Source organism: Christensenella massiliensis (genome assembly GCF_040409835.1).
Classification (GTDB): domain Bacteria; phylum Bacillota; class Clostridia; order Christensenellales; family Christensenellaceae; genus Christensenella; species Christensenella massiliensis.
The window spans coordinates 555,019-577,933 of sequence record NZ_CP117826.1 but is presented as its reverse complement, the minus strand read 5'-3'; the positions used below and the strand labels follow the sequence as shown (position 1 = coordinate 577,933).

At 46.7% G+C, this 22,915-nt stretch carries 24 protein-coding genes and 1 tRNA gene; 18 read left to right on the top strand and 7 right to left on the bottom strand.

From position 1 onward, the window contains the following. Nucleotides 1-53: 53 nt before the first annotated feature. From PUP29_RS02795 to PUP29_RS02785, 3 genes are all read left to right on the top strand, one after another. Nucleotides 54-956 (top strand): cation diffusion facilitator family transporter, encoded by a 903-nt coding sequence (locus tag PUP29_RS02795; RefSeq protein ID WP_353423796.1) that lies wholly within the window; start codon nt 54-56, stop codon nt 954-956. A gap of 403 nt (nt 957-1,359) precedes the next feature. Beyond that, nucleotides 1,360-1,992: a corrinoid protein gene (locus PUP29_RS02790; RefSeq protein ID WP_079547344.1), complete on the top strand. Its 633-nt coding sequence runs from the start codon at nt 1,360-1,362 to the stop codon at nt 1,990-1,992. Nucleotides 1,993-2,074: 82 nt separating this feature from the next. After that, nucleotides 2,075-3,445 (top strand): ASKHA domain-containing protein, encoded by a 1,371-nt coding sequence (locus tag PUP29_RS02785; RefSeq protein WP_353423795.1) that lies wholly within the window; start codon nt 2,075-2,077, stop codon nt 3,443-3,445. A 294-nt stretch (nt 3,446-3,739) separates the two neighbouring features. On the opposite strand, the gene PUP29_RS02780 is transcribed toward PUP29_RS02785, so the two are convergent. The 4 genes from PUP29_RS02780 to aroF (PUP29_RS02765) form a co-directional block, all read right to left on the bottom strand. Continuing rightward, entirely contained in the window at nt 3,740-4,969 is a 1,230-nt protein-coding gene (locus tag PUP29_RS02780) for a hypothetical protein (RefSeq protein WP_353423794.1), read from the bottom strand. Nucleotides 4,970-5,053: 84 nt separating this feature from the next. Continuing rightward, nucleotides 5,054-5,129 (bottom strand) — tRNA-Ala (locus tag PUP29_RS02775). Between the two features lie 119 nt (nt 5,130-5,248). Continuing rightward, the gene (locus tag PUP29_RS02770; protein WP_353423793.1) at nt 5,249-6,481 is read right to left on the bottom strand and encodes a peptidoglycan-binding protein; all 1,233 of its coding nucleotides are present in this window, start codon (nt 6,479-6,481) and stop codon (nt 5,249-5,251) included. Between the two features lie 231 nt (nt 6,482-6,712). Continuing rightward, entirely contained in the window at nt 6,713-7,726 is a 1,014-nt protein-coding gene (gene aroF / locus PUP29_RS02765; RefSeq protein WP_079547348.1) for a 3-deoxy-7-phosphoheptulonate synthase, read from the bottom strand. A gap of 574 nt (nt 7,727-8,300) precedes the next feature. Between aroF (PUP29_RS02765) and aroF (PUP29_RS02760) the strand changes: the two genes are divergently transcribed. The 6 genes from aroF (PUP29_RS02760) to PUP29_RS02735 are packed head-to-tail and all read left to right on the top strand — an operon-like array spanning nt 8,301 to nt 14,260. After that, complete coding sequence (gene aroF, locus PUP29_RS02760) at nt 8,301-9,305, top strand: 3-deoxy-7-phosphoheptulonate synthase (protein ID WP_079547350.1); 1,005 nt, start codon at nt 8,301-8,303, stop codon at nt 9,303-9,305. An 11-nt stretch (nt 9,306-9,316) separates the two neighbouring features. Further along, nucleotides 9,317-10,327, top strand: coding sequence for a 3-dehydroquinate synthase (gene aroB / locus PUP29_RS02755; RefSeq protein ID WP_079547351.1), 1,011 nt, complete (start codon nt 9,317-9,319; stop codon nt 10,325-10,327). Between the two features lie 5 nt (nt 10,328-10,332). Beyond that, a complete protein-coding gene (gene aroA, locus PUP29_RS02750) occupies nt 10,333-11,577 on the top strand; it encodes a 3-phosphoshikimate 1-carboxyvinyltransferase (protein ID WP_353423791.1) in 1,245 nt (414 codons plus the stop codon). Beyond that, nucleotides 11,574-12,650 (top strand): chorismate synthase, encoded by a 1,077-nt coding sequence (gene aroC / locus PUP29_RS02745; protein ID WP_353423790.1) that lies wholly within the window; start codon nt 11,574-11,576, stop codon nt 12,648-12,650. Before aroA ends, aroC begins: the two co-directional genes overlap by 4 nt. Further along, on the top strand, nt 12,643-13,761 hold the full coding sequence (pheA, locus tag PUP29_RS02740; RefSeq protein ID WP_353423788.1) for a prephenate dehydratase: 1,119 nt from the start codon (nt 12,643-12,645) through the stop codon (nt 13,759-13,761). The genes aroC and pheA overlap by 8 nt, the downstream gene beginning before the upstream one ends. Nucleotide 13,762: 1 nt before the next feature. Then, nucleotides 13,763-14,260, top strand: a complete 498-nt coding sequence (locus PUP29_RS02735; RefSeq protein ID WP_353423787.1) for a shikimate kinase — start codon at nt 13,763-13,765, stop codon at nt 14,258-14,260. Here PUP29_RS02735 and aroE read toward each other — a convergent pair. Further along, a complete protein-coding gene (gene aroE / locus PUP29_RS02730) occupies nt 14,238-15,071 on the bottom strand; it encodes a shikimate dehydrogenase (RefSeq protein ID WP_353423786.1) in 834 nt (277 codons plus the stop codon). The genes PUP29_RS02735 and aroE overlap by 23 nt on opposite strands. 71 nt (nt 15,072-15,142) lie before the next feature. On the opposite strand from aroE, the gene aroQ reads away from it, so the two are divergent. The 3 genes from aroQ to PUP29_RS02715 all read left to right on the top strand — a co-directional run bounded on the left by aroQ (nt 15,143) and on the right by PUP29_RS02715 (nt 16,904). Continuing rightward, nucleotides 15,143-15,577, top strand: a complete 435-nt coding sequence (gene aroQ, locus PUP29_RS02725; RefSeq protein WP_353423784.1) for a type II 3-dehydroquinate dehydratase — start codon at nt 15,143-15,145, stop codon at nt 15,575-15,577. Beyond that, the gene (locus PUP29_RS02720; RefSeq protein WP_434542796.1) at nt 15,574-16,413 is read left to right on the top strand and encodes an aldo/keto reductase; all 840 of its coding nucleotides are present in this window, start codon (nt 15,574-15,576) and stop codon (nt 16,411-16,413) included. Before aroQ ends, PUP29_RS02720 begins: the two co-directional genes overlap by 4 nt. 80 nt (nt 16,414-16,493) lie before the next feature. Beyond that, the gene (locus tag PUP29_RS02715) at nt 16,494-16,904 is read left to right on the top strand and encodes an HIRAN domain-containing protein (RefSeq protein WP_079547358.1); all 411 of its coding nucleotides are present in this window, start codon (nt 16,494-16,496) and stop codon (nt 16,902-16,904) included. 50 nt (nt 16,905-16,954) lie between these two features. Here PUP29_RS02715 and groL read toward each other — a convergent pair whose 3' ends face one another. Together groL and groES are read right to left on the bottom strand one after the other, a co-directional pair. Further along, nucleotides 16,955-18,592 (bottom strand): chaperonin GroEL, encoded by a 1,638-nt coding sequence (groL, locus tag PUP29_RS02710; RefSeq protein WP_079547359.1) that lies wholly within the window; start codon nt 18,590-18,592, stop codon nt 16,955-16,957. Nucleotides 18,593-18,611: 19 nt separating this feature from the next. Then, nucleotides 18,612-18,896 carry a co-chaperone GroES gene (gene groES / locus PUP29_RS02705; RefSeq protein WP_079547360.1) on the bottom strand — a complete coding sequence of 95 codons (285 nt, stop codon included), beginning with the start codon at nt 18,894-18,896 and terminating at the stop codon, nt 18,612-18,614. A 327-nt stretch (nt 18,897-19,223) separates the two neighbouring features. Here groES and PUP29_RS02700 point away from each other — a divergent pair, with 327 nt between their 5' ends. Genes PUP29_RS02700 through PUP29_RS02675 form a run of 6 tightly spaced genes read left to right on the top strand, consistent with a single transcriptional unit; the run spans nt 19,224 to nt 22,847 of the window. Beyond that, complete coding sequence (locus tag PUP29_RS02700; protein ID WP_079547361.1) at nt 19,224-19,673, top strand: deoxycytidylate deaminase; 450 nt, start codon at nt 19,224-19,226, stop codon at nt 19,671-19,673. 18 nt (nt 19,674-19,691) lie between these two features. After that, nucleotides 19,692-20,045, top strand: a complete 354-nt coding sequence (locus tag PUP29_RS02695; protein ID WP_079547362.1) for a DRTGG domain-containing protein — start codon at nt 19,692-19,694, stop codon at nt 20,043-20,045. 1 nt (nt 20,046) lies between these two features. Next, nucleotides 20,047-20,460: an ATP-binding protein gene (locus tag PUP29_RS02690; protein WP_079547363.1), complete on the top strand. Its 414-nt coding sequence runs from the start codon at nt 20,047-20,049 to the stop codon at nt 20,458-20,460. Between the two features lie 29 nt (nt 20,461-20,489). Beyond that, the gene (locus tag PUP29_RS02685; protein ID WP_079547364.1) at nt 20,490-21,815 is read left to right on the top strand and encodes a [Fe-Fe] hydrogenase large subunit C-terminal domain-containing protein; all 1,326 of its coding nucleotides are present in this window, start codon (nt 20,490-20,492) and stop codon (nt 21,813-21,815) included. Beyond that, nucleotides 21,812-22,150, top strand: a complete 339-nt coding sequence (locus tag PUP29_RS02680; RefSeq protein ID WP_079547365.1) for a hypothetical protein — start codon at nt 21,812-21,814, stop codon at nt 22,148-22,150. The genes PUP29_RS02685 and PUP29_RS02680 overlap by 4 nt, the downstream gene beginning before the upstream one ends. Before the next feature lie 4 nt (nt 22,151-22,154). Beyond that, nucleotides 22,155-22,847: a hypothetical protein gene (locus PUP29_RS02675; RefSeq protein WP_353423780.1), complete on the top strand. Its 693-nt coding sequence runs from the start codon at nt 22,155-22,157 to the stop codon at nt 22,845-22,847. Nucleotides 22,848-22,915 lie beyond the last annotated feature (68 nt).

The following is a 22,915-nucleotide window of genomic DNA, read 5'->3' as shown; positions in this document are numbered from 1 at the left end:
CGTTGCAGAAACTGTGATAAAATAGTGTTAAAATAATCGGGAGTATTACGATTTTGGAAGACCGTTTTTTATCTGGAAAAAAGGTTGCTATCCTTGGGATCGCAGCCAATATTATCCTGTTGCTGCTGAAACTGACGGCGGGGTATGCGTCGGACAGTCAAGCGATGATCGCAGACGGATTCAATAGTTTAGGAGATGTGTTTGCATCGACTGTGACGCTTTTGGGCAGTATCTATGCAGCAAAGCCAAAAGATGCGGAGCACGTCTGGGGGCATGGCAAAGCAGAATATATTGCTTCCATGATCATTGGATTTTCTATGATCGTAATGGCGGTCTATACAGCTGTAGGATCGGTGGAATCGCTTGCGGCAGGGGAAAAACTCGAGTTTTCATGGTGGCTGGTAGCGATTGCCGCTGCTACGATCGTGACCAAATTGAGCCTCTATTGTTATTGCATTGGAAAAAGCAGGCAATATAACAGTGTATTGATCAAAGCAAATGCGCAGGATCATAGGAATGATGTGTTTGTCACATCAGGTACGCTTGCTGCGATTTTTTTAAGTTTCGCGGGCTGGTATTTTATGGATGGCGCGATCGGTATCGCGATTTCGGTTTGGATCGTATACAGCGGCGTTATGATTATTTTGGAATCGGCACGTGTTTTAATGGATGCGGGAATGGACCGGGATACGTTGGAGCAGTACCGTAAAGAGGTATTGCAAATAGAAGGGATCGATCATGTCGATAGTCTGAATACAAAACCGGTTGGGGCAAAAGCGATCCTTGTGGTAAAAATATCGGTAGATAGGGATATGACCGTAATCAAAAGTCACGAAATAGGTAAAAAGGTCGAAGACGAATTGCTCGCATGTCATCCGGAGCTGGATGACGTGATCGTGCACATCAATCCGGACCTTCCGCACGATCTTGAAAAAATGGAATTTAGAAAAAAATAAGAATATGCAGCAAGAAAAAAATCTGCTATTCAGCAGATTTTTTTCTCGGAAGTATCATATTTATATATGTTTAACGCCTGCCGGCGGTCTTACCCAAAGGCCTTTCGGCCTTTTTAGAGAAAGAAGATTTATGAAAAGTTGTGACTGCTTTTCTTTTTGATGTACTTATCATAACAATGAAATATGAAATGCGTATGAATGAAATATGAATAGAAAATGAATAATAGAATATTCAGGAAAAAATGATGAAAGCGTGTTGAGCACGGACTGCTTGCCTGAGGGATTTTTATTCAAAAAAAGAGAAAATAGTATAATAAAAGAGAAAATATTCGCAGTATCATTATAGTAAGGTATATTTCAAAATAAAAATTGCTGAAAGGCAAAAAGGGGAGGAAATTTGGAAATGAGCGTTTATGAAGATTTGAGCACGTTGGTTCAGCAGGGGAGAGCGAACAACGTCAAGGAAATTATTGCGGCAGAGCTTGAAAAAGGGACCAATGCTCAGGACCTGCTGCAGGACGGCCTTCTTGTAGGGATGTCCATTATTGGTGAGAAATTTAAAAATAATCAGGTATATGTACCGGAAGTGCTGATTGCTGCCCGTGCTATGCAGGCCGGAATCGATTCTCTTGCGGGTGCACTTGCGTCTGAAAAGGTGGAATCGAAGGGAAAAGTTGTGCTTGGAACGGTAAAAGGCGACCTGCACGACATCGGTAAAAATCTGGTCAAGATCATGCTTGAGAGCAAAGGGCTTGAAGTAATTGACCTTGGTGTAGACGTATCCGCAGAAAAATTTGTCGATACGGCAATTGCGGAAGGAGCTCAGGTCATTGCGTGCTCTGCGTTGCTTACGACAACGATGGCGGTCATGAAAGAAGTGGTGGATGAAGTCAATGCGAAAGGCGTAAAGGATAAAATCAAAGTCATGGTCGGCGGAGCGCCTGTAACGGAAGACTTTAAGAATAAGATCGGCGCAGACTATTATACAGCAGATGCTTCGAGTGCAAGCGATGTCGCTTTGCAGATCTGCCAGTAAGTCATGTACTATTTTAAGAGCTGCCGGGTGTGGCAGCTCTTTTTTCATAAAAGCAGAACTGTATCGTTTTGGGGGGAAGAACATGGAAAAAGAGCCGGTATGCAGGGGAGAATGTCTGTTTGGGAAATGCCCGCATAAGCGCTGCATTAAATTCGCGCAGCGGAATGCCGAAGCAAAAGATTTGCGTGCGGAAATGGAAATCTTAACGGAAGGGATAATGCCCGTACTAAAAACAGGCAGGCATGGTTTCGGCATAGCCGTTGATATTGGAACAACAACAGTAGTGGTTTATCTCTATCGCTTAGATGAAGCAAAATGCGTTTGTGTAAAAAGCCGGATCAATGCGCAGGCATCGCTTGGTTTAGATGTGATATCACGTATCAAGTTTTGTGCGGATCATGAAGACGGATTGCAAAAAATGAACCGTGCGATCGTTCGGGAGTTGGATTCCCTCATTGGAGAAGCGGCGGAAGAGACGGGGATCAAAACAAGTGATGTGTCGGAATGCGTGATCACGGGAAATACGACCATGCTGCATCTGCTTGCCGGCTTGTCGCCGGTCTCGATGGGCACTTTGCCGTTTGAACCAGCTTCTAAATTCGGAATATCCATTTCTGCGAAAGAGATAGGGCTCGATTTGCCGGGGGCTGATTGTTATTTAACGCCTTGTATGTCTGCATTTGTCGGAGGAGACATTACGTCAGCTCTCCTTGCGACGGGTTTCGTTCATTCAGACGATATCTGTTTACTGATGGATATCGGCACGAATGGGGAAGTTGCGATTGGAAACAGCGATTTCATTTTAAGCACATCGACCGCTGCAGGTCCGGCTTTTGAAGGCGCGCAGATCAGCTGTGGAATGGCGGGAGTCAAAGGAGCAGTCAACAGTGTAGATGTTCTCCAAGGGAAATTGCAGGTCCATGTGATCGGAGGAGGTGCTCCGCAAGGGTTATGCGGTTCCGGCCTTTTAGATGCGGTCGCTTTGATGTGCAATGCGGGAGTAATCGACGAAACAGGACGCATCGCAGAAGAAACGAAAAGCCGCTATATTATTGAGAAAGAAGGAGAGCCTGCTCTTTTGATCGCAGAAAATGTATTTATCACGCAAAAGGATATCAGGGAGCTGCAAACAGCAAAGGCTGCGATTGCCGCAGGTGTCCTTTCCCTGGTAAAGGAAGCGGATCTCGAAGTCGGGGATATTAAGCGGGTCTATCTGGCAGGAGGATTTGGCAACTATATGAATCAACAGAGCGCGATGCGGATCGGCTTGCTGTCAAAGGATTTCAGGGAGATCATCAGTGTTGGAAATGCAGCAGGAGCAGGAGCAGGAATGGCTCTGTTTGATGATGAATGTGAAAAAGATATGAAACACATTTGCAGCCTTGGAAAGCATGTAGAGCTTGGAAGCAATCCCTATTTCATGGAAAAATATGTAGAGTGCATGTATTTTTGAAGCCTGAGATCTCGAGCGGGCAGGAAAAGCTTGTGAGCTTTATCAGCCGGACGATAACACCGGAGAATTCCTCGTATGCAGGCAGGAAAATCTGTCGGCCGAGCGGATAAAGACAAGAAACACAAAAGGTTTCTTCATTGATAGGGATTTTTTCAGTAGTGTATTGGTACAGGGTGGAGTGAGCATTTTTTGCGTTTCCATCATCAGACAGATCATATTTTTTGAGTAGAGCACGGCTTCTGAGTAAGGCGGAGACTTTGCGAAAAAAGGGATAATGACGTGAGGAGAAAAGCGCTATAGGAGCTGTAGGTGCATGAGCAAAGCTCCGTAAAGGTTAAAAAGTATGGCGAAAGCCCCGGTAATGATTTCCCATTTTCGGGGTTTTTGTTTTGGAGAGAAAAGAAGATAAGACAAAACAAAGGGTAAAAGGTCTACCGTATAGCGTGCACCGAATTGCCAGCCCCCAAATGTTTTATGAATGAGAAGAAGAAAAAGATTCAAGGCGAGGCCCACGGCCAGAATGGCCTTTTCGGGTGTCATCTGTTTTTGAATGATGTCGGCCGCCAGTCTGACAAACCATACGATAAAAATCGGATTGGCAAGATAAAACATAAAACCATCAAACAAGGGGAGTACAATAGCGCCGTTTTCCGAAAAAGATGGCAGGCGAAGAAAAATATTATAAGCATTTGCCGGAAGATACTCTAAACCGAACTGTGCGTTTCCCACACCGGTAAATTCAGGGAGATAATTGTGTCCAAATTCAAACGGGTCCTGAAACCGTATGAAATTATAGAGTAGATATCCGGCTGCAATACACGCAGGGATTATTAGATATCTTGTTTGCCGGAGGACACAAAGGAAAAACTTGTTATGAGATTTGCGGGATTCAGAAAGTACAAGATAGAGAAAAACGGCGAAAAAGAAACAGACAGAGAATGGACGGCAGCCGACCGCAAGTGCCAGCAAGGTCAGACATAATGCTTTTTTATGATAAAGTAAGCTTAAAATAGCAGCAAAACAAAGCGTCATATTCAGCGCTTGGGCGAGAAACCACGAGCCGCCCGAGGTCGACATCCACAGCATATTGCTGCCTAATACAAAAAAGAGCGCCCAAAACATTGCAGAGAGCTTCCGCAGCCCGGTCCTTTGAAAACACTTATATGCAAATGTAATGCTCAATAGAGCATAGAGCATGATGATGAAATTACTTGGTACGAGACCCTCAAACAGGAAAGTGAGAGGAAACATGACAAGAGAGGGAACGGGAGGAAAGGACACGAAATAATTTCCGTTATATTCGGCCAATTCAAGCCATGAATAGTTTTGCGGTAAGGAGACTGCGCCGTTCCGCCATGCAAGCGCCTGAAGCGTATAGCTATCCCAGTCATTATAGGAGAAAAGAGTCCCACCAAACAGCGAATGGAACAGCAGATATGCAAAAAATAAAAAAATAAGTGTGACGATCAGAACCCAATCGATCTTATGCTGATATACCGGCGACACCTGAAAAGAATTTTTCATAGATTTATTATAGCACTACAGAGAGAATGAGGTAAAGACAGGAAGCTTTAGAAAACAAAAATCCTGCGATAAGCAGGATTTAATTGGTGGAGATAAGCGGATTCGAACCGCTGGCCTCTTACATGCGAAGCAAGCGCTCTACCAGCTGAGCTATACCCCCATGACAACGATATGATTTACTGTGCGAAATATATTTTACCAAACAATGATGAAAAATACAAGTACTAAATTAGAAAAAACAGTTGCAAAATTTGCAGCTGTTTTCAGATATCATATCGTTCAAAAGACCCGTTTTGCTCCAAGAAAATTGCGGGCGTAATAGCCGGACGACATACTGCTGACCGCCACGCCGCCGGAGGAAGGAGCCGAATGGATCATACTGCCTCCGCCAAGATAAATACCAATGTGACCAACGGACGAGCTTTTATCCGACCTAAAGTAGACGAGGTCTCCCGGCTGCAAAGCATTCACATCCTTTATGGTGTCCCATCTTGAAACAGTCGAATACCCGGCAGAACTCAGTCGGCTGGCAGCAACGCCGGAATTCTTTAAACAATAATATACGAATCCGGAGCAATCATAAGAATTCGGACCACTGGAGCCATACGAGTAGGGCTTCCCGATTTGCGTATGCGCGATCTCGATCATACGGTCGGCGCTGGAGTTCCCGCTGCTTCCGGCTGAAGAAGATGATGAGGCGGAAGAACTGCCGGAGCTTCCTTTTTTAGCATCGGAAGAATAGAGATATTTGCGGGTGTCTTTGCCGACTACACCATCTACGGCTAAACCGTTTGCACTTTGAAAGCTTTTAACGGCACTTGTTGTAATACTGCCGAAATAGCCTGTAGAGGTCGCGTCGAAATATCCAAGCTCGCCTAATCTGTCCTGCATTTCCCGAATATCGTCTCCGCTGTCTCCGGGATACATCGTGTAATATTTACTTCCGGATTTTAGAAGCTCAAGACATTTCGAATCCATGATGCCGTTCACCGTAAGATGATTGGTACGCTGAAACCGTTCTACAGCTTCGGTCGTGACCGGACCATAGTATCCGGTAATACTGGAATAGTCATAATATTCCAGATCCTGTAAACGCTGCTGAAGGTCGGAAACCTCGCTGCCTTTATCTCCGGGATTGAGGGAAGTACCGGAAGAAGTCTGCTGTACCGTCTGGGGGCTCGCGGAGCCTTTTACCTCGCGGCTGGGATCAATCTCAGAATATTCGTCGCCGAAAAGTGCTTTTCTGGTGTTCGGGCCGGCCTTTCCATCAACAACAAGACCGTTATCTGTTTGAAATTGTATCACGGCATTCTGCGTATCCGTTCCGAAATAACCGGTAGGATTACATTTCAGATAGTCTGTTTCATGAAGCTTTTCCTGAAGCTCTTCTACCCATGCGTCTTCATCTCCAATCTGTAATACTTCATATCGGGAGACGGCCAATGCGGAAAATGGCGCCAATACAACGATGGAAAGACAAATGGAAATACTGAGCATTAACTTTTTAAACATAAACAGACCTCTACTTTTAGCATGTTATAACAATATGAAATAATTGTAACAATTTCTTAACAATTATACAATCATTACATACACATTCCAGAAGCGGAAAAACATTAAAATCGTAAGATTGCATAAAATAGCGCCGGTTTACTAACGAATACGCCGAATATCAGCCAAAAGCTGATACGGCGATAAAATAAAACAGCGGCATTTCAGACCGCTGTTTTATTAAACCTGCTGCTATTCCAAGGTTTTGCTTTCCAGTTGCATATATGCTTTCAAAGATTTCATTACTTCTGAAAAGCGAGTAGGTGTGAGGGATTGTTTTCCATCTGAAAGAGCGTGTGGAGGGTCATTATGGACCTCGATCATAAGGCCGTCGGCACCGGCTGCGATCGCAGCTTTAGCAAGAGGCTCGACCATCCAGTCGAGCCCGGCGGCATGACTGGGGTCTGCAATGACTGGCAAATGAGAAAGCCTTTTGAGCATGGGGATGGCACTTACATCAAAAGTATTGCGCGTATAGGTCTCAAAGGTGCGAATACCGCGTTCACATAGTATTACGTTCTCATTCCCGCCAGACATAATGTATTCCGCGCTCATTAAAAGCTCTTCGATCGTATTCGCCAATCCACGCTTTAAGAGAATGGGTTGTTTTAATTTTCCAAGTTCCTTTAGGAGACGGAAATTTTGCATATTGCGCGCACCGACCTGAATGATATCGACATCTTCAAACAACGGGATATCTGAAATCCCCATGATTTCGGTTACAATTGGAATACCATATTTCTTTTTGCATTCCAACAGAAAATCTATTCCATATTTTTCAAGACCCTGGAATGCGTAGGGTGAGGTCCGCGGCTTAAAAGCGCCGCCGCGCAGAAAGGTCGCGCCGCTTTGCATAACGCTTTCAGCGACTTCAAGGATCTGCGGCTCACTTTCAACAGAACAGGGACCTGCCATTACGGCAAAATGCCCGCCGCCTATCTTTTTCCCTAATACTTCAACAATAGTATCATCCGTATGGAATTTACGGTTCGCTTTCTTATACGGCTCGGAAACGCGCCGCACATCCTCTACGATATCACGGGCTTTCAGGCTATCGATATCCACGAGAGAGGTATCGCCGACAAGGCCTATGATCGTAGTATTTTCACCCTCGCTCAAATGTGTTTTAAAGTTCTGTTCCTCCAAAGAATGGATCAGGGAAGTGATTTTTTCCTTGGAAGTGTCTTGCTTTACGATAATGATCATTGCATTTTTACCTCGCTTTTCTGTCGATTTTATTATATCGAAAAGGAAAAGAGAAAGCAAAAAGAATATTATCAAATCAAAAACTTACAAAAAATCTTACAGAAATTTTACGCAAAAAGAAAACTGCGGCATTGCCGCAGCTTTCTTCAAAAATTATGATACTGGAGGAACATTATATTGAAAAAAATCATTAACTCTGTTTATAGATTATCACAAGAAATTTATCTTGTAAAGAGTTTTTTGTAATATTATCGTAATATTTTTTGCGCAGTCATGAAAAAGTGAACCTTTGGCTGAAAAAGTAAAAAATACAGCTGCGCAAAAAAATCTTGAATTACCGGTTCAAATCACATATAATAAAAAACAAGGAGTAATAAAACGATGATGGCAACAGTATCGACACGATTTTTTAACATGTTTTGCTTTAACGGCTTTTACCGTTGGAGCTTTTTTGCATGTTAATTTCTGTCGGTATGCACATATAAACGAATAGCATTGGTAATATGCTGTGAGTGCCGGCAGGTGCCCACAGCTTTTTTATTTTAAAATCTTGAAGAAATGAGGATGAGTCAACATGATCGTAGTAATGAAAAACAGCGCGTCTAAAGAGGAGATACTGCGAGTGACCGATGCGTTAGTCAAAAAAGGGATGCAGGTACAGACGAACAAGGGCGTAGATTGTACAGTACTTGGCGTTTTGGGCGACACCTATATGGTGGATAAGGAGCGCGTGGGTATGATGAACGGGGTAGACAGGGTGGTATCCGTTCAGGAGCCCTACAAAAAAGCGAACCGCAAATTTCATCCGGAAGACAGTATCGTTCATGTAAGCGGCGTCGATATCGGCGGCGGAACGCTTACGGTAATGGCAGGGCCATGTTCGGTCGAGTCTTTTGAGCAGCTTGAGGGGATCGCCAAAAGCTGCAGGAAATCCGGTGCAAAAGTTCTTCGCGGCGGTGCCTTCAAACCACGGACTTCTCCTTATGCGTTCCAAGGACTGGGAGTAAAAGGCCTTGATATTCTGACCGAGGTCAGACAGGAAACCGGAATGCCGATCGTAACGGAGATCATGGCGCCCAAATATGTTGAATTGTTTTCGGAAAAAGCGGATATCATACAAATCGGTGCACGTAATATGCAGAATTTTGATTTGCTGAAAGAGGTAGGGCAGACGAAAAAGCCGATTCTTTTGAAGCGCGGACTATCTAATACGATTGAAGAATGGTTGATGAGCGCGGAATATATTATGTCGGGCGGAAACGAGAACGTAATACTGTGCGAGCGCGGTATTCGCACATTTGAGACCTATACGCGCAACACACTCGATATCAGTGCGATCCCTGCAGTCAAAAAGCTGTCACATCTGCCCGTTGTCGTTGACCCGAGCCATGCATCCGGGCTATCCTATATGGTAGAGTCTCTTGCGCTCGCCGCCGTTGCAGCCGGGGCGGACGGACTTTTGATCGAAGTGCACAACGACCCGAAGCATGCTCTGTGCGACGGTGCGCAGTCGCTTACACCCGATCAGTTCGACAGCATCATGCATAAGCTCACAGCGCTCAAGAACGTCATGTCCTGACGGGAGGAATTATGAAAAAGGTTTTGGTAGACGCGGATAATGGAAGATATGATATAGTAATAGGAAACCGTATCATTTCGGATGAACCGCTGAAAAGATATACAGATTATGCCGTTATTACGGACGATATCGTATATCCTTTGCTGCATGAGTATTTTCCAGAGGCAAAATGGATCATTTTGCCTGCCGGAGAAAGCTCGAAAAGTATGCGGAATCTGGAAATGATCTATCAGAAATTGATGGAATTCGGGATAGACCGTAAAGGCGCGGTCGCTGCGCTTGGCGGCGGTGTCGTAGGAGATATCGCAGGCTTTGCGGCGGCTACCTTCAAACGCGGTATTTCGTTTGTTCAGTATCCAACGACGCTGCTTGCGCAGGTAGATAGTTCGGTAGGAGGAAAGGTAGCGGTCAATCTTCCGGAGGGGAAGAATATGGTGGGCGCTTTTTATCAGCCGGATATTGTCATAGCAGACACTGGAACGCTTGCAACACTTGATACGCGTCAATATGCAGCGGGCATGGCGGAAGTCATCAAATATGCGTATATATATGATGCAAAATTGCATCAAACGCTTGTTTCAGGGAGGGCAGATATCGCGGATATCGTAAGACGCTGCTGCGAGATCAAGGCAGATTATGTGAAGCGCGATCCCTATGATACAGGCATCCGTATGCAGCTCAATTATGGTCATACGCTTGGGCATGCGATTGAAGCAGCGGCAGGCTACGGAGCCTTTTTGCATGGAGAAGCGGTTGCCATAGGAATGGTATACGCAGCACGAATCGGGGAGAAGTTAGGAGTATCTCCGGCAGGCTTAACGGAGGACACAAAGTCGCTCTTGGAACAAAACAGGTTGCCGGTCGAAACAGAGGGCAATATACTGCATAAAGCGCTGGAGCTTCTGCTTGCAGATAAAAAAGCTGAGGGCAGAAAGATCAACTTTATACTGATCGATGAAATCGGGCATGCGGTCATCCAAAAGCTCGATGTAGAAGAAATACAGAAAATATTAAAGGAATAGAGTTTATGAAAAAGATAATCCCATCAAAAATTCGAGGAAACATCAAAATGATCCCATCGAAAAGTGTGTCACATCGTGCGCTCATCTGTGCCGCGCTTGCCAATGGAAAATCGATATTGAGGAATATGGCCTTTTCCGAGGATATAACAGCTACGGCTAATGCGTTGCGGGATATGGGACTATGTAAATATGAAACGGACGGATATGTATGCACTGTATACGGCGGCTTTCACGAAGCGGGAAAGAAAATGATCGATTGCGGAGAATCAGGCTCTACGCTTCGTTTTCTGATCCCGCTCGCGCTTGATGGGAAAGAACGTACTTTCATCGGGCACGGAAGACTGATGCGGCGGCCGCATGACGCGTACGATAGGGTTTTTCTAAGAAATAACATAAGAGCCGAAAAGCAAGATAATGCACTTACGCTGTGTGGAACGCTGGAAAGTGGAGAATATGCCATGCCGGGCAACATATCCTCCCAGTTTATATCGGGGTTACTGTATGCATTGCCCCTTTTGATGGACGATTCCGGTATTCATCTCACGACAGAGATCGAATCGCAGCCCTATATCGATCTTACACGGGATATTCAGCGGGCGTTTGGTGTGGAGACCAAATGGCGGGGGAATATTATCGATGTGTTTGGGAGACAGGGCTATCGTCCGTGTGATATGACGATAGAAGGAGATTATTCCCATGCCGCTTTTTTTGCCGTCTCAGCGGCTCTTGCGGGTGAGGTGCTTCTTACTGGCTTGAAGCAGGAGACAAAGCAGGGGGATAAGGAAATATTGGGGATATTGAAATGCATGGGGGCAGACGTTGAATATCGGGCAGACGGAATCCTTGTGAAAAAAAATTCCCTGAAACCGATTGAAATAGACGTAAGTCAGATACCGGATCTTGTGCCGGTGCTGGCTGTTCTTGGATGTGCAGCAGAAGGAAAGACGCGCATTTATAATGCGGGACGGCTGCGGTATAAGGAAAGCGATCGCCTGCATGCTATAACGCAGGAGCTGGAAAAGCTTGGAGCGGATATTATAGAATATGAAGACAGCCTGACGATCCATGGAAAAGGGATGTTGAATGGAGGAGAGGTGGACAGTCACGCCGATCATCGGATCGCTATGGCATTGGCTGTAGCTTCTTGTATTTCAAGGGAGCCCATATTACTGAATGGTTCAGAAGCGGTCGGGAAATCGGCTCCGCTTTTTTTTGAAGAATTTGCCAGCGTAGGAGGTTGTGTAAGATGAGTGCAACATTTGGAAATAATCTGAAAGTAACGATTTTCGGCGAGTCTCATTCGGCAGGAATTGGTGTTGTCATAGACGGACTTCCTGCAGGCTTGAAGATCGACGAAAAAAAAATAGCAGAAGCGATGAAACGGCGTGCACCTAACCGCTCTGTTGCTTCTACAAAGCGGCAGGAAGCCGATATTCCGGAAATAGTGAGCGGGTATTTCAATGGGAGAGCGACGGGAACGCCGCTTACCGCACTGATCCGCAACACGGATACACGTTCTCAGGATTATGAGAGAACGGTCGAATTGCTACGCCCGGGCCATGCAGATTACACCGGATTCGTTAAATATCACGGGTTCAACGACTACCGGGGGGGCGGACATTTTTCGGGCCGCCTGACTGCCCCTATCGTGTTTGCGGGAAGCATTGCGCGCCAGCTTTTAGAGCAGCACCATATCCATGTTTCAGCCCGAATCAAACAAATAGCGGACGTTATGGACCCGGGGCCATATTCTGCGGCGGAAATGGAGGAAACAGAGAGGAAAGATTTTCCGGTCGTAGATATGGATATTGGACGGAAGATGCAGGATAAGATACGTGAAGCGCATAGCAAGGCTGACTCGGTAGGCGGAGTGATCGAATGTGCCATCAGCGGACTTCCGGCAGGCTTAGGAGATCCTTTTTTCGACAGTGTTGAAAGCACGCTTGCACATATTATGTTTTCGATTCCCGCTGTAAAGGGCTTGGAATTCGGAGATGGATTTAAAATAGCGGGCATGCGCGGCAGCGAGGCAAACGACACTCCCATTCTAAAAAATGGAACTGTTTCCTTTGCTTCAAATCACAGCGGAGGGATCGGCGGCGGCATCACAAATGGAATGCCGGTTTTGTTTCGTGTTGCGGTCCGGCCGACGGCATCGATCGCCCAAGAGCAAAAAACGGTCAATATCCGCACAATGGAGGAAGCATCTCTGCGGATACACGGACGGCATGACGCGTGCATCGTGCCGCGCGCAGTAGAGGCGGTAAAATGTGCAGCTTCGCTTGCTGCGGCCGATCTGTGGTTGGAGGTGAACCATGACTGAACTTGAAAGCCTGCGCAGAAAAATAGACGAAGTAGACGCTGTAATCGTACAAGCGTTTGAAAAGAGGATACAGATCGCAGAAGAGATCGCAAGATGCAAGATAGAACGGGGACTGCCTGTCCTAGATAGGGGACGTGAGGTGGAGGTGCTGAAAAAGCGCGAGGAGATGCTTTTCGATAAGCGGCTGTGTGGAGACATCGACAGGCTCTATGAATTGCTTATGAGCATGAGCCGTGCCTACCAAAGACGAGTCGTCGGAAAACATGCAGTAGAGAAAAAAAATTGCAGCGGAAGCGGAAAGGTTGGGTATTCCGGTATTCGCGGCGCTTATGCGGATATGGCGCGGAACAGGTATTTCGGAGAACAGATGCAGGCAGTCGGCTATCAGGGCTTTGAAGATGTCTTTGCTGCTGTGGAATCAGGAGAGGTCGAATTTGGCGTATTACCGATCGAAAATTCCTATGCAGGAAGCGTACAGCAAGTCTATGACCTGCTGGAGAAATACGATGTTGCCATCACAGGCGAACAACTGATCCACATCAGCCATGCACTGCTTTGCGTTCCGGGTGCGTCGATAGACGATATCGAGGAAGTATATTCGCACGATCAGGGTTTGATGCAGTGCGCGGAATTTTTAGGCCATTATCCCCAGTGGAGGAGAATACCGTATTACAATACTGCCGCCAGCGCAGAGTATGTCTCCAAGACGGGCGATCCGTCCAAGGCGGCGATCGCCAGCGAATATGCAGGGAAAATTTATGGGTTGGAGCCTTTGGAGAAAAATATCAATACCAGCGGAGAAAATACTACACGGTTTATTATGATCGGCCGGACAGAAAAAGCGGACGGGAGTGGTAATAAAGCAAGCATCAGCTTTGTGTTGGAGCATAAACCGGGAGCGCTGGCCTATATTTTGAACGTATTTGCGGAACGCGGTCTCAATATGGTAAAAATCGAATCGCGTCCACTGAAGCACCGGACTTTCGAATATCGGTTCTATGTGGATTTTGCGGGAGATGAGTTGCAGGAACAGATCGAAAAAGCAATCGACGGCATCAGCCGCTATTGTTCGCAGCTAAAGCTGCTTGGTATCTATGAGAACGGTTGTTGATATGAAACATATTTTTTTGATTGGCATGATGGGATGCGGAAAATCCGCAGTCGGACAAGTATTGGCGCAAAAGCTGAGGCTTCCGTTTACCGATCTTGACTCCAAGATCGAAAATGAACAGGGGAGGACGATCAGCGATATTTTTCAAGCGGAGGGAGAAGCATATTTCAGAACTCTTGAAACGGAAGCGCTTGAAGAAATGGCAGAGGAAAAAACAGATCACGTTATTTCCTGCGGCGGAGGGATCGTGCTGACAAACCGGAATATTGAGATCATGCGAAAAACGGGAACGGTTATATGGATAGTTCGGAACGTAGAAACGATCGTAAATACTGTAGATACAACAAAACGCCCTCTTTTGAAAGAAGGCGCCGGACGCGTACGGCAAATATTTGAAGAACGCAGGAGTTGCTATGAAAAGGCAGGCGATATTCGTATCGAAAACGACGGTACGGTAGAGCAGACGGCGCAGAAAATCATGTGTGCACTAAATCTTTGAGCAAAGCTGCTTCGACTGCCTGATAATCTCCGCGGTCAGGTAAGATCCCAAACCACTTCTCAAAAGAAAAAAATGCCTGCCAGATCAGCATTCCAAGGCCGTTCATCGTTAAGAGGCCGCGATTTGCCGCGTATTGAAGAAAAGACGTCTGAGCGGGAGAATAGATAAGATCGCACACAGCAGCACTGACAGGAAGAGAATCCAAAAAGGACAAGTCTTCGAAGTCCTGCCCTGTTCCGTGCATGCCGAGCGGGGTAGTATTGACCAGAAGCTCACAGTTTTTTAAATGCTTTGCAATGTTCGGAAGAGAATCAAAAGAAGCGTTGATCTCCCGCGCTATGCCTTGCGCTTTTTCGGGCGTACGGTTCACGATGACAACGCTTTTTGCACCCTTTTGAACAGCGTCATGCGCAAGCAGGCGAGTAACGGCTCCGGCACCGATGAATACGACATTCCGTCCGTGATAACCGGAACCAATATTTGTAAGAGACGCATAAAAGCCAGCTGCATCGGTGGAATAGCCAAAAAGTCTTCCGTCAGCCTGAACAACGACGGTGTTGACGCCTCCTGATGCCTCGGAAGAGACCGAGGAAAGATACGGGAGGATCGTTTGTTTGAGCGGCATTGTGATGTTAAACCCATAGATGCCGCGGGCGTCCAAAGAGGAGAGAAATCCTTCCAGCGTATCAGGCCGCACCAGTTCTTTTCCATACGAGCATTCAAGCCCATACCGGGCGTAAAGCATGTTATGGATCGCAGGCGATAGGCTGTGGGCGATAGGGGAACCGATCACACAATAATTTTTCCGCATGGCAATAGTAAAACTCCTTCGGGTTATGATACAATCAAGTATATTATATTTCAATGATTTGGGAGAAAGCAATGAAAAAAATTTTAGTGATGAATGGGCCGAATCTAAATATGCTCGGTATTCGTGAAAAAGGAATTTATGGCGTAAAGACGTTAAATGAAATCAATTCGTTTATTGCGGAGCAAACAAAAAATATGGAGGTAGAGCTGGAATTTTTCCAGTCCAACCATGAGGGAGTATTGATCGATAAAATCCACGACGCCTATGGAGACAAGGATGGCATCGTATTGAACGCGGGGGCTTATACACACTATAGCTATGCGATACGCGACGCTATTTCGTCCGTTAGTATTCCGTGTGTGGAAGTACATCTTTCAGATATCCATGTGCGCGAAGCCTTTCGGCACATTTCGGTGATTTCTGATGTGTGCGTCGCACAGATATGCGGAAAAGGAGAACAGGGATATGTAGACGCGATCGCTTTATTGACGGAGGAGAGAAAATGATAAAGAGCTTGCAGGATACGGTACGGATCGCAGACGGCGTGGATATGCCCAGATTCGGACTCGGCCTTTATAAGGCAAGAGCCGGAGAGGAGGTGTACCGAGCGGTGCGTTTTGCACTTGATTCGGGTTACCGGCATATCGATACGGCTACCTTTTACGGGAATGAAGAAGATGTTGGGCGCGCCATACGCGACAGCGGGATTGCGCGGGAGGAATTGTTTATAACGACAAAGCTATGGCCGACCGATTTTAAGAATGCGGAAGAGGTGTTCCAAAAAAGCCTTGCTTCCCTTGGCGGGGACTATATCGACCTTTATATGCTTCACTGGCCGGGAACGGATGAAACGCTTCGTTACCGCACGTGGGATACGCTTCTCTCCCTGCGTGGGAAAGGCTTGATCCGTGCGGCGGGCGTCTCTAATTTTACGGTAGAGCAGCTGCGGGATATGTATAAGAAGACAGGGGCGTATCCTGCGAACGATCAGGTGGAGCTGCACCCGTGGAATCAACAGCGGGAATTAAGAAAGTTTTGTTTGGAAAATAAAATATCCGTTACAGCATGGGGGCCGATTTTTCACGGGCATCTCAGTGAAGAGCCGCTTATGGAAGAGATCGGGCGAAAATATGGAAAAAGCGCGGCACAGGCGACCCTGCGCTGGCATATTCAGAACGGCATCACTGTGATACCCAAATCTGTAAAACCAGATCGCATCGCTGCGAATGCAGATATTTTCGATTTTGAGTTACAGGAGGAGGACATGAAAAAAATCGATGCACTCGACGGTAAAAAGATGTTTGCATGGGATTCGGCAAAGTTTGACGGGAAAGTTGAATAACATGTAGCGCAAAAGGCTGGTGAATTGGAAAAAAGCTCGAAGAAATACGCAGTTGCGCTGCTTTGAAAGGAAAGAAGATTATGATAGATGGCACGTTTGTAACGGTGACAGGATTTCGACATTATCGGGATAGAGTACCGTTTTCCATTGGTGCGGAATTGTTGTGCTGTAAAGAGCCGGAAAATGCTTACGACACAGAGGCGATCAAAGTAGTAGCTGAAGATGACGGCAGTAGGGTCGGATATATTGCGAATAGTGCCAATACAAAAGCAAACGGTACAATGTCTGCGGCACGGATTTACGACAAGGTAGGCGATTTTTTTCTGGTTGAAGTTTGTTTCTCCACTCAGACTAAAATAATATGCCGGATCACAGACTTTAATGTTACAGATGAAACAACGCTGGAACGTTTCCGGGATAAAAATGAAATAATAGAAAGCAGTTTTGGAGAACCTATAGACTGGTATGATCTTGAAGAAATAAAATTTTAGCAATAAAAAACGGGAGAATTTTTCTCCCGTTTTTTATTACTTATTGATTCTTAGTACATTCCGGGCATTCCGCCGGGAGCGCCGCCGCCCGGCATTGCCGGCGGTTCCGGCGCCGGAAGATCGGTCACGATGCTTTCCGTCGTGAGCAGCATAGCCGCAACGGAGCATGCGTTCTGGATCGCAGAACGGGTAACCTTCGTCGGGTCGATGATGCCTGCTTCGATCATATCTACATATTCGCCCGTAGCAGCGTTGAAGCCAAACGTCTTAGATTTGTCAGCAACGATTTTCTCTACGATAATGCTACCCTCAAGACCTGCGTTTGCAGCGATCTGGCGGACAGGCTCTTCCAAAGCGCGCAGCACGATCTTAGCGCCCGTTTTTTCATCACCGGTCAGTTTTTCGATCAGCGCCTTGATATCGTCTGTTACCTTCAGCGGGGCAGTACCGCCGCCCGGAACGATACCTTCTTCAACAGCAGCGCGCGTTGCTGCGAGAGCGTCTTCGATCCTCAGCTTTGCTTCCTTCATTTCCGTCTCCGTTGCTGCGCCGACGCGGATAACAGCTACGCCGCCCGCCAGTTTAGCAAGACGTTCCTGAAGTTTTTCCTTATCGTAATCGGAGGTCGTTTCCTCGATCTGAGCCTTGATCGATTTGATGCGGCCATCAATATCCTCTTTTTTGCCCATGCCTTCCACGATAGTCGTGTTATCTTTGTCGACCTTGACCTGTTTTGCGCGGCCGAGCATATCCATCGTCGCTTCCTTAAGATCGATACCGACCTCTTCGGAGATGACCGTGCCGCCTGTGAGCGTTGCGATATCCTGAAGCATCGCTTTTCTTCTGTCGCCAAAGCCCGGAGCTTTTACTGCAACACAGTTAAACGTGCCGCGCAGCTTGTTGACAACGAGGGTAGCGAGCGCTTCGCCCTCAACGTCTTCAGCAATAATAAGCAATTTTTTACCCTGCTGTACGATCTGTTCAAGAATAGGGAGGAGATCCTGAATATTGGAGATTTTCTTATCTGTGATCAGGATAAGAGCGTCGTCCAGAACAGCTTCCATTTTTTCCGTATCAGTTACCATATATGCGGAAGCATAGCCGCGGTCAAACTGCATTCCTTCCACAACGTCGAGATCTGTCTGCATCGTCTTGGATTCTTCGACCGTAATAACGCCGTCGTTCCCAACCTTTTCCATAGCGGAGGAGATGAGGGAACCGATTTTTTCGTCGCCTGCGGAAATGCTCGCGACCTGAGAAATCGCTTTGCTGTCTGCAATCGGCTTGGAAAGAGCTTTCAGACTCTCAACTGCCGTTTCGCATGCATTGAGGATACCTCTCTTAACGCCCATCGGATTTGCGCCGGCAGCAACGTTTTTAAGTCCTTCACGAATAACAGCCTGTGCAAGCAGGGTGGCAGTCGTGGTGCCGTCGCCGGCTACGTCGTTGGTCTTGGTCGCAACTTCTTTTACGAGCTGCGCGCCCATGTTTTCAAAAGGATCTTCAAGTTCGATCTCTTTTGCGATGGTAACACCGTCGTTTGTGATCAGCGGTGCTCCGAATTTCTTATCCAGAACAACGTTGCGGCCTTTCGGTCCGAGCGTTACTTTTACGGTATCTGCTAACTGGTTTACGCCTTTTTCAAGCGCGCGGCGTGCTTCTTCGCCAAATTTTAACTGTTTTGCCATAATTGATCAGCCTCCTTACTTATTTCACGATTGCAAGAATATCGGATTGACGAACGATCATCAGTTCTTCGCCGTCCAATTTTACTTCCGTACCGGCATATTTGGAATACAGGACCTTGTCGCCCTTCTGTACTTCCATTTTGATCTCTTTGCCGTCCACGACTCCGCCGGGACCTACTTCTACAACTTCTGCGACCTGCGGCTTTTCCTGTGCCGAACCGGGCAGAACGATGCCGCTTTTCGTGGTTTCTTCCGCTTCAACGGATTTGATGACGACTCTGTCACCCAATGGTTTGATTGTCATATCTCATGCCTCCTGTAATAATAAATATCTGTGTCCTGTTAGCACTCGACTTAAATGAGTGCTAATTTTTCTAAACCTAATGATATCTATAAACAGAAAATAAATCAAATAACATTCATTATTAAAAATATGAAAATATTATGTTTAAATGAAAATATTTTTGAAAAACGCAAAAATACTTCATATATCTCTTGATATCTATCAAATTTGATCCCGACATATAATGTGAAATAATGTACAATAAAAATCATAGAAAGCCATACAAATTTATATGACGGAAAATAACTTCAAACGATTTCAACAATCTATCTTTAAAAGGGGAACAGAATGGATAAGTGGGATAAAAGGTTTATGGGCCTTGCAGAAGAGATCGCACATTGGACGAGCTGTTATAAAACCAATCGAAGCATTGGAGCTGTGATCGTAAAGAACAAAAGGATCGTCACGACGGGTTATAACGGCGCGCCCGCGGGGATCGACAGCTGTAAGGAGCGTGGAGAGTGCCTGCGTATCAATTTGGGGATACCTTCAGGGGAACGTGCGGAACTGTGCTATGCGATCCATGCCGAGCAGAATGCGATCATACAGGCTGCAAAGTTAGGAGTAGCAATCGACGGAGCAACAATGTACTGTACGCATCAGCCTTGTTCGATTTGCGCGAAGATGATCGTCAACGCAGGAATCGTACGCGTTGTTTATAAGCATCCGTATCCGGACGAATTTGCGAATAAAATTTTTGATATGGTAGATATTCAGATCGAGCAATATAAGGAATAGGGGAACGGAGGAGGATTTATGAAAGTAGCGGAAATTGCAAAGCTGTTGGATGCGGAATTTCTCTGTGGCAGCGATAAGGCGGAAACGGAGATCCTGTGCGCGTGTGGTGCAGATATGATGAGCGATGTGCTTGCTTTTACAAAACACGATGCGATCCTCATGACCGGCCTTGTCAATAACCATGTGATCCGTACTGCCGAAATGATGGATATCCCGTGTATTCTTTTTGTACGCGGTAAACGGCCGGCGCAGGACATTGTCGATATGGCGCAGGAGCGGGATATGATCCTTCTCGCGACCGATAAGCCGATGTTTACGACCTGCGGGATATTATATGAAAATGGAATAAAAGGCGGAATGCGGGGGGAATGATATGATCTATACCCGGGATTATGCAATAGAAAAAGATGATTTTGCAGCGGCAGGGGAAGTCTCTGCGCGTATTAAAAATAAACTGAAGCAGATGGGCGTGGATCACACGCTGATCCGTAAAATAGCGATCGCTTCCTATGAAGCGGAAATCAATATGATCATACACAGCTTTGGCGGACACATGCAGCTCGATATCGACGAGGATTCCATCACGATCATTTGTGCCGATACAGGGCCGGGAATACCGGATATTGACCTTGCAATGCAGGAGGGGTATTCGACAGCATCAGATACTGTGCGTGAAATGGGCTTCGGAGCCGGTATGGGGCTGCCCAATATGAACAAAAACAGCGACAATATGCAGATCGAATCCAGTCCTGCCGGAACGACGGTGACTCTGAAATTTAAAATGTAATAGAAATAGAAAAATGGCGGTTGACGATCATGGAGAAATATTTTCATTCCGTACGCCTCGAAAAAGAGAAATGCTCGGGATGTACCAATTGTATCAAGCGGTGCCCGACGGAAGCCATTCGGGTACAAAAAGGCAAAGCAAAAATTTTAAAGGAACGGTGCATTGACTGCGGAGAATGTATCCGCGTATGTCCTTATCATGCCAAAAATGCAGTCACAGACCCGCTCTCAAGCATTAGCCAGTTCAAATATAAGATCGCGCTTCCCGCGCCCGCGCTTTATGCGCAGTTCAAAATGGTCAGCCAAGTCGATAAAGTCGACAGGGTCCTTTCAGGACTGAAAGCAATGGGGTTCGATGATGTGTTCGAAGTGGCAAAAGGGGCGGAGATTTGCAGCAAAGCGATTGCCAAGGAGCTGGAGAAGCCGGGCATACGTCCTCTTATTTCGTCCGCTTGTCCGGCTGTTGTCCGGCTGATACAAGTGCGTTTTCCGGAGCTCCTCGATAATGTGGTAAAGGTAGATGCACCGGTAGAGGTTGCGGCAAAAGTGGCAAAGCAAGAGTTTGCACGGAAAAATAACGTGGATATCAGCGATATCGGCGCCTATTTTATTACGCCTTGCCCGGCAAAGATGACCAGCATCAAATCACCGCTTGCCAAAGAAAAAAGCGATGTGGACGGAGCGATCTCTATTTTGGAGGTTTACGGCCTGCTGACAGGACAGCTGAAATCGGCTGACGCTAAGCGCTTTGAGGGAGACAAGGCCTCTGCAAAGGGGATCGGTTGGGCAAACAGCGGAGGCGAGGCGTTTGCGGTGGGCGAGAAAAATGCGCTTTCCGTGGACGGGATATCAAATGTGGCGCGGGCACTTGAGGATATTGAGAACGATAAGCTGAAAGATTTGGATTTCTTTGAGGGACTGGCATGTACGGGCGGCTGCGTAGGGGGCCCGCTCGTATTTGAGAGCGCATTTGTGGCACAGTCGCGTGTGCAGAAGATCTGCGACGAGGTTGGGTTCAATGAAAGCATAGAGCAAAAGGCCCGCGAATACGCAGAGACAGGCGTTGCAGCAACAAAGAAGCAGATGGAAGCCATAGATGTGATGAAGCTGGACGACGACCGGATGGAGGCGCTTCGGAAAATACAGAAGATCGAGGAGCTTGCGAACAAGCTGCCGGGAATGGACTGCGGAAGCTGTGGAGCACCCTCGTGCCGTGCGCTTGCGGAGGATATCGTGCGCGGACATGCACAGGAGATGGACTGCGTTTTTATGCTGAAAGAGAAAGTACGGTATCTTGCGGAAGAAATGGTCGACTTGGCAAGTAAAGATAAAATAGCGGAGGATGATGGGGAATGAAAACAGCGGAAATAGCCGAAAAGATGGGACTCAAGCTGCTTACGGACGGACTTTCGGAGGACGCGGAGGTAACGGATGGCTGCGTATGCGACCTTCTCAGTTGGGTCATGGCGCGCGGCGAGGCGGGAATGGCATGGATAACGGTGCAGACGCATCTTAATGTGATTGCTGTGGCGTGTCTGCATGATTTCGCATGCGTGATCGTACCGGAAAATATCGAAGTGCCGCAGGCAACGATCGAAAAAGCGAAGGAAGAGGGCGTTGTGCTTTATTCATCGCCCGATACGTCGTATGCGGTCTGTTGCAAATTATACGGACTGGGGATCGGCAAATAGCGTTATGCTCCTTTATTATGACCTTCATATCCATTCGGCGCTTTCACCTTGTGCGGACGATGATATGACGCCGAACAATATTGTTAACATGGCGAAATTGAAGGGGCTTGACCTTATCACAGTGAGCGACCATAATTGTGCGCGGAATGTAGAGGCGGCGGCAAGGGTGGCTGCCGATGCCGGGCTCCTGTTTTTGCCCGGGCTCGAGATGACCACCTCCGAGGAGGTGCATGTACTGGTTTTCTTTGAGGAAGCGCGGGCAGCGCGGGAGTTTGGCGATAAATTATATGCCGAGCTTCCAGATATCCGAAATCAGCCGGATTTTTTCGGGAACCAGTTTATTTTAAATGAAAAAGATGAGGTCGTAGGAACGCTTGATAAGCTTTTGATCTCTGCGCTTCCCTATGATATCGACGAGAGCTGTGCTTTGGTTCGTGAATATGGCGGATATGCGGTTCCCGCGCATATCAATAAAGGAGCGAATTCCGTTTTAGCAAATCTCGGCTTTTTCCCGCCGCAGCTTTTTTTCAAAACGGTCGAGACGGTTCCGGGGCTTGCGATCGAAAGCGATATATCGCGTTTTGAGCAGATACATTCGTCTGACGCGCATAATTTATGGCAAATCGCGGAACGGGAGCGGGCGCTTGAAGTGGAGATTGCAAATGTCCGAACAATTCTACAAAAATTATGTGACTAATTTCACAAAAACTAATGCAAAAGAAATTATTATATGGTAAAATACTTCTCGGACACAATGAGATCAAG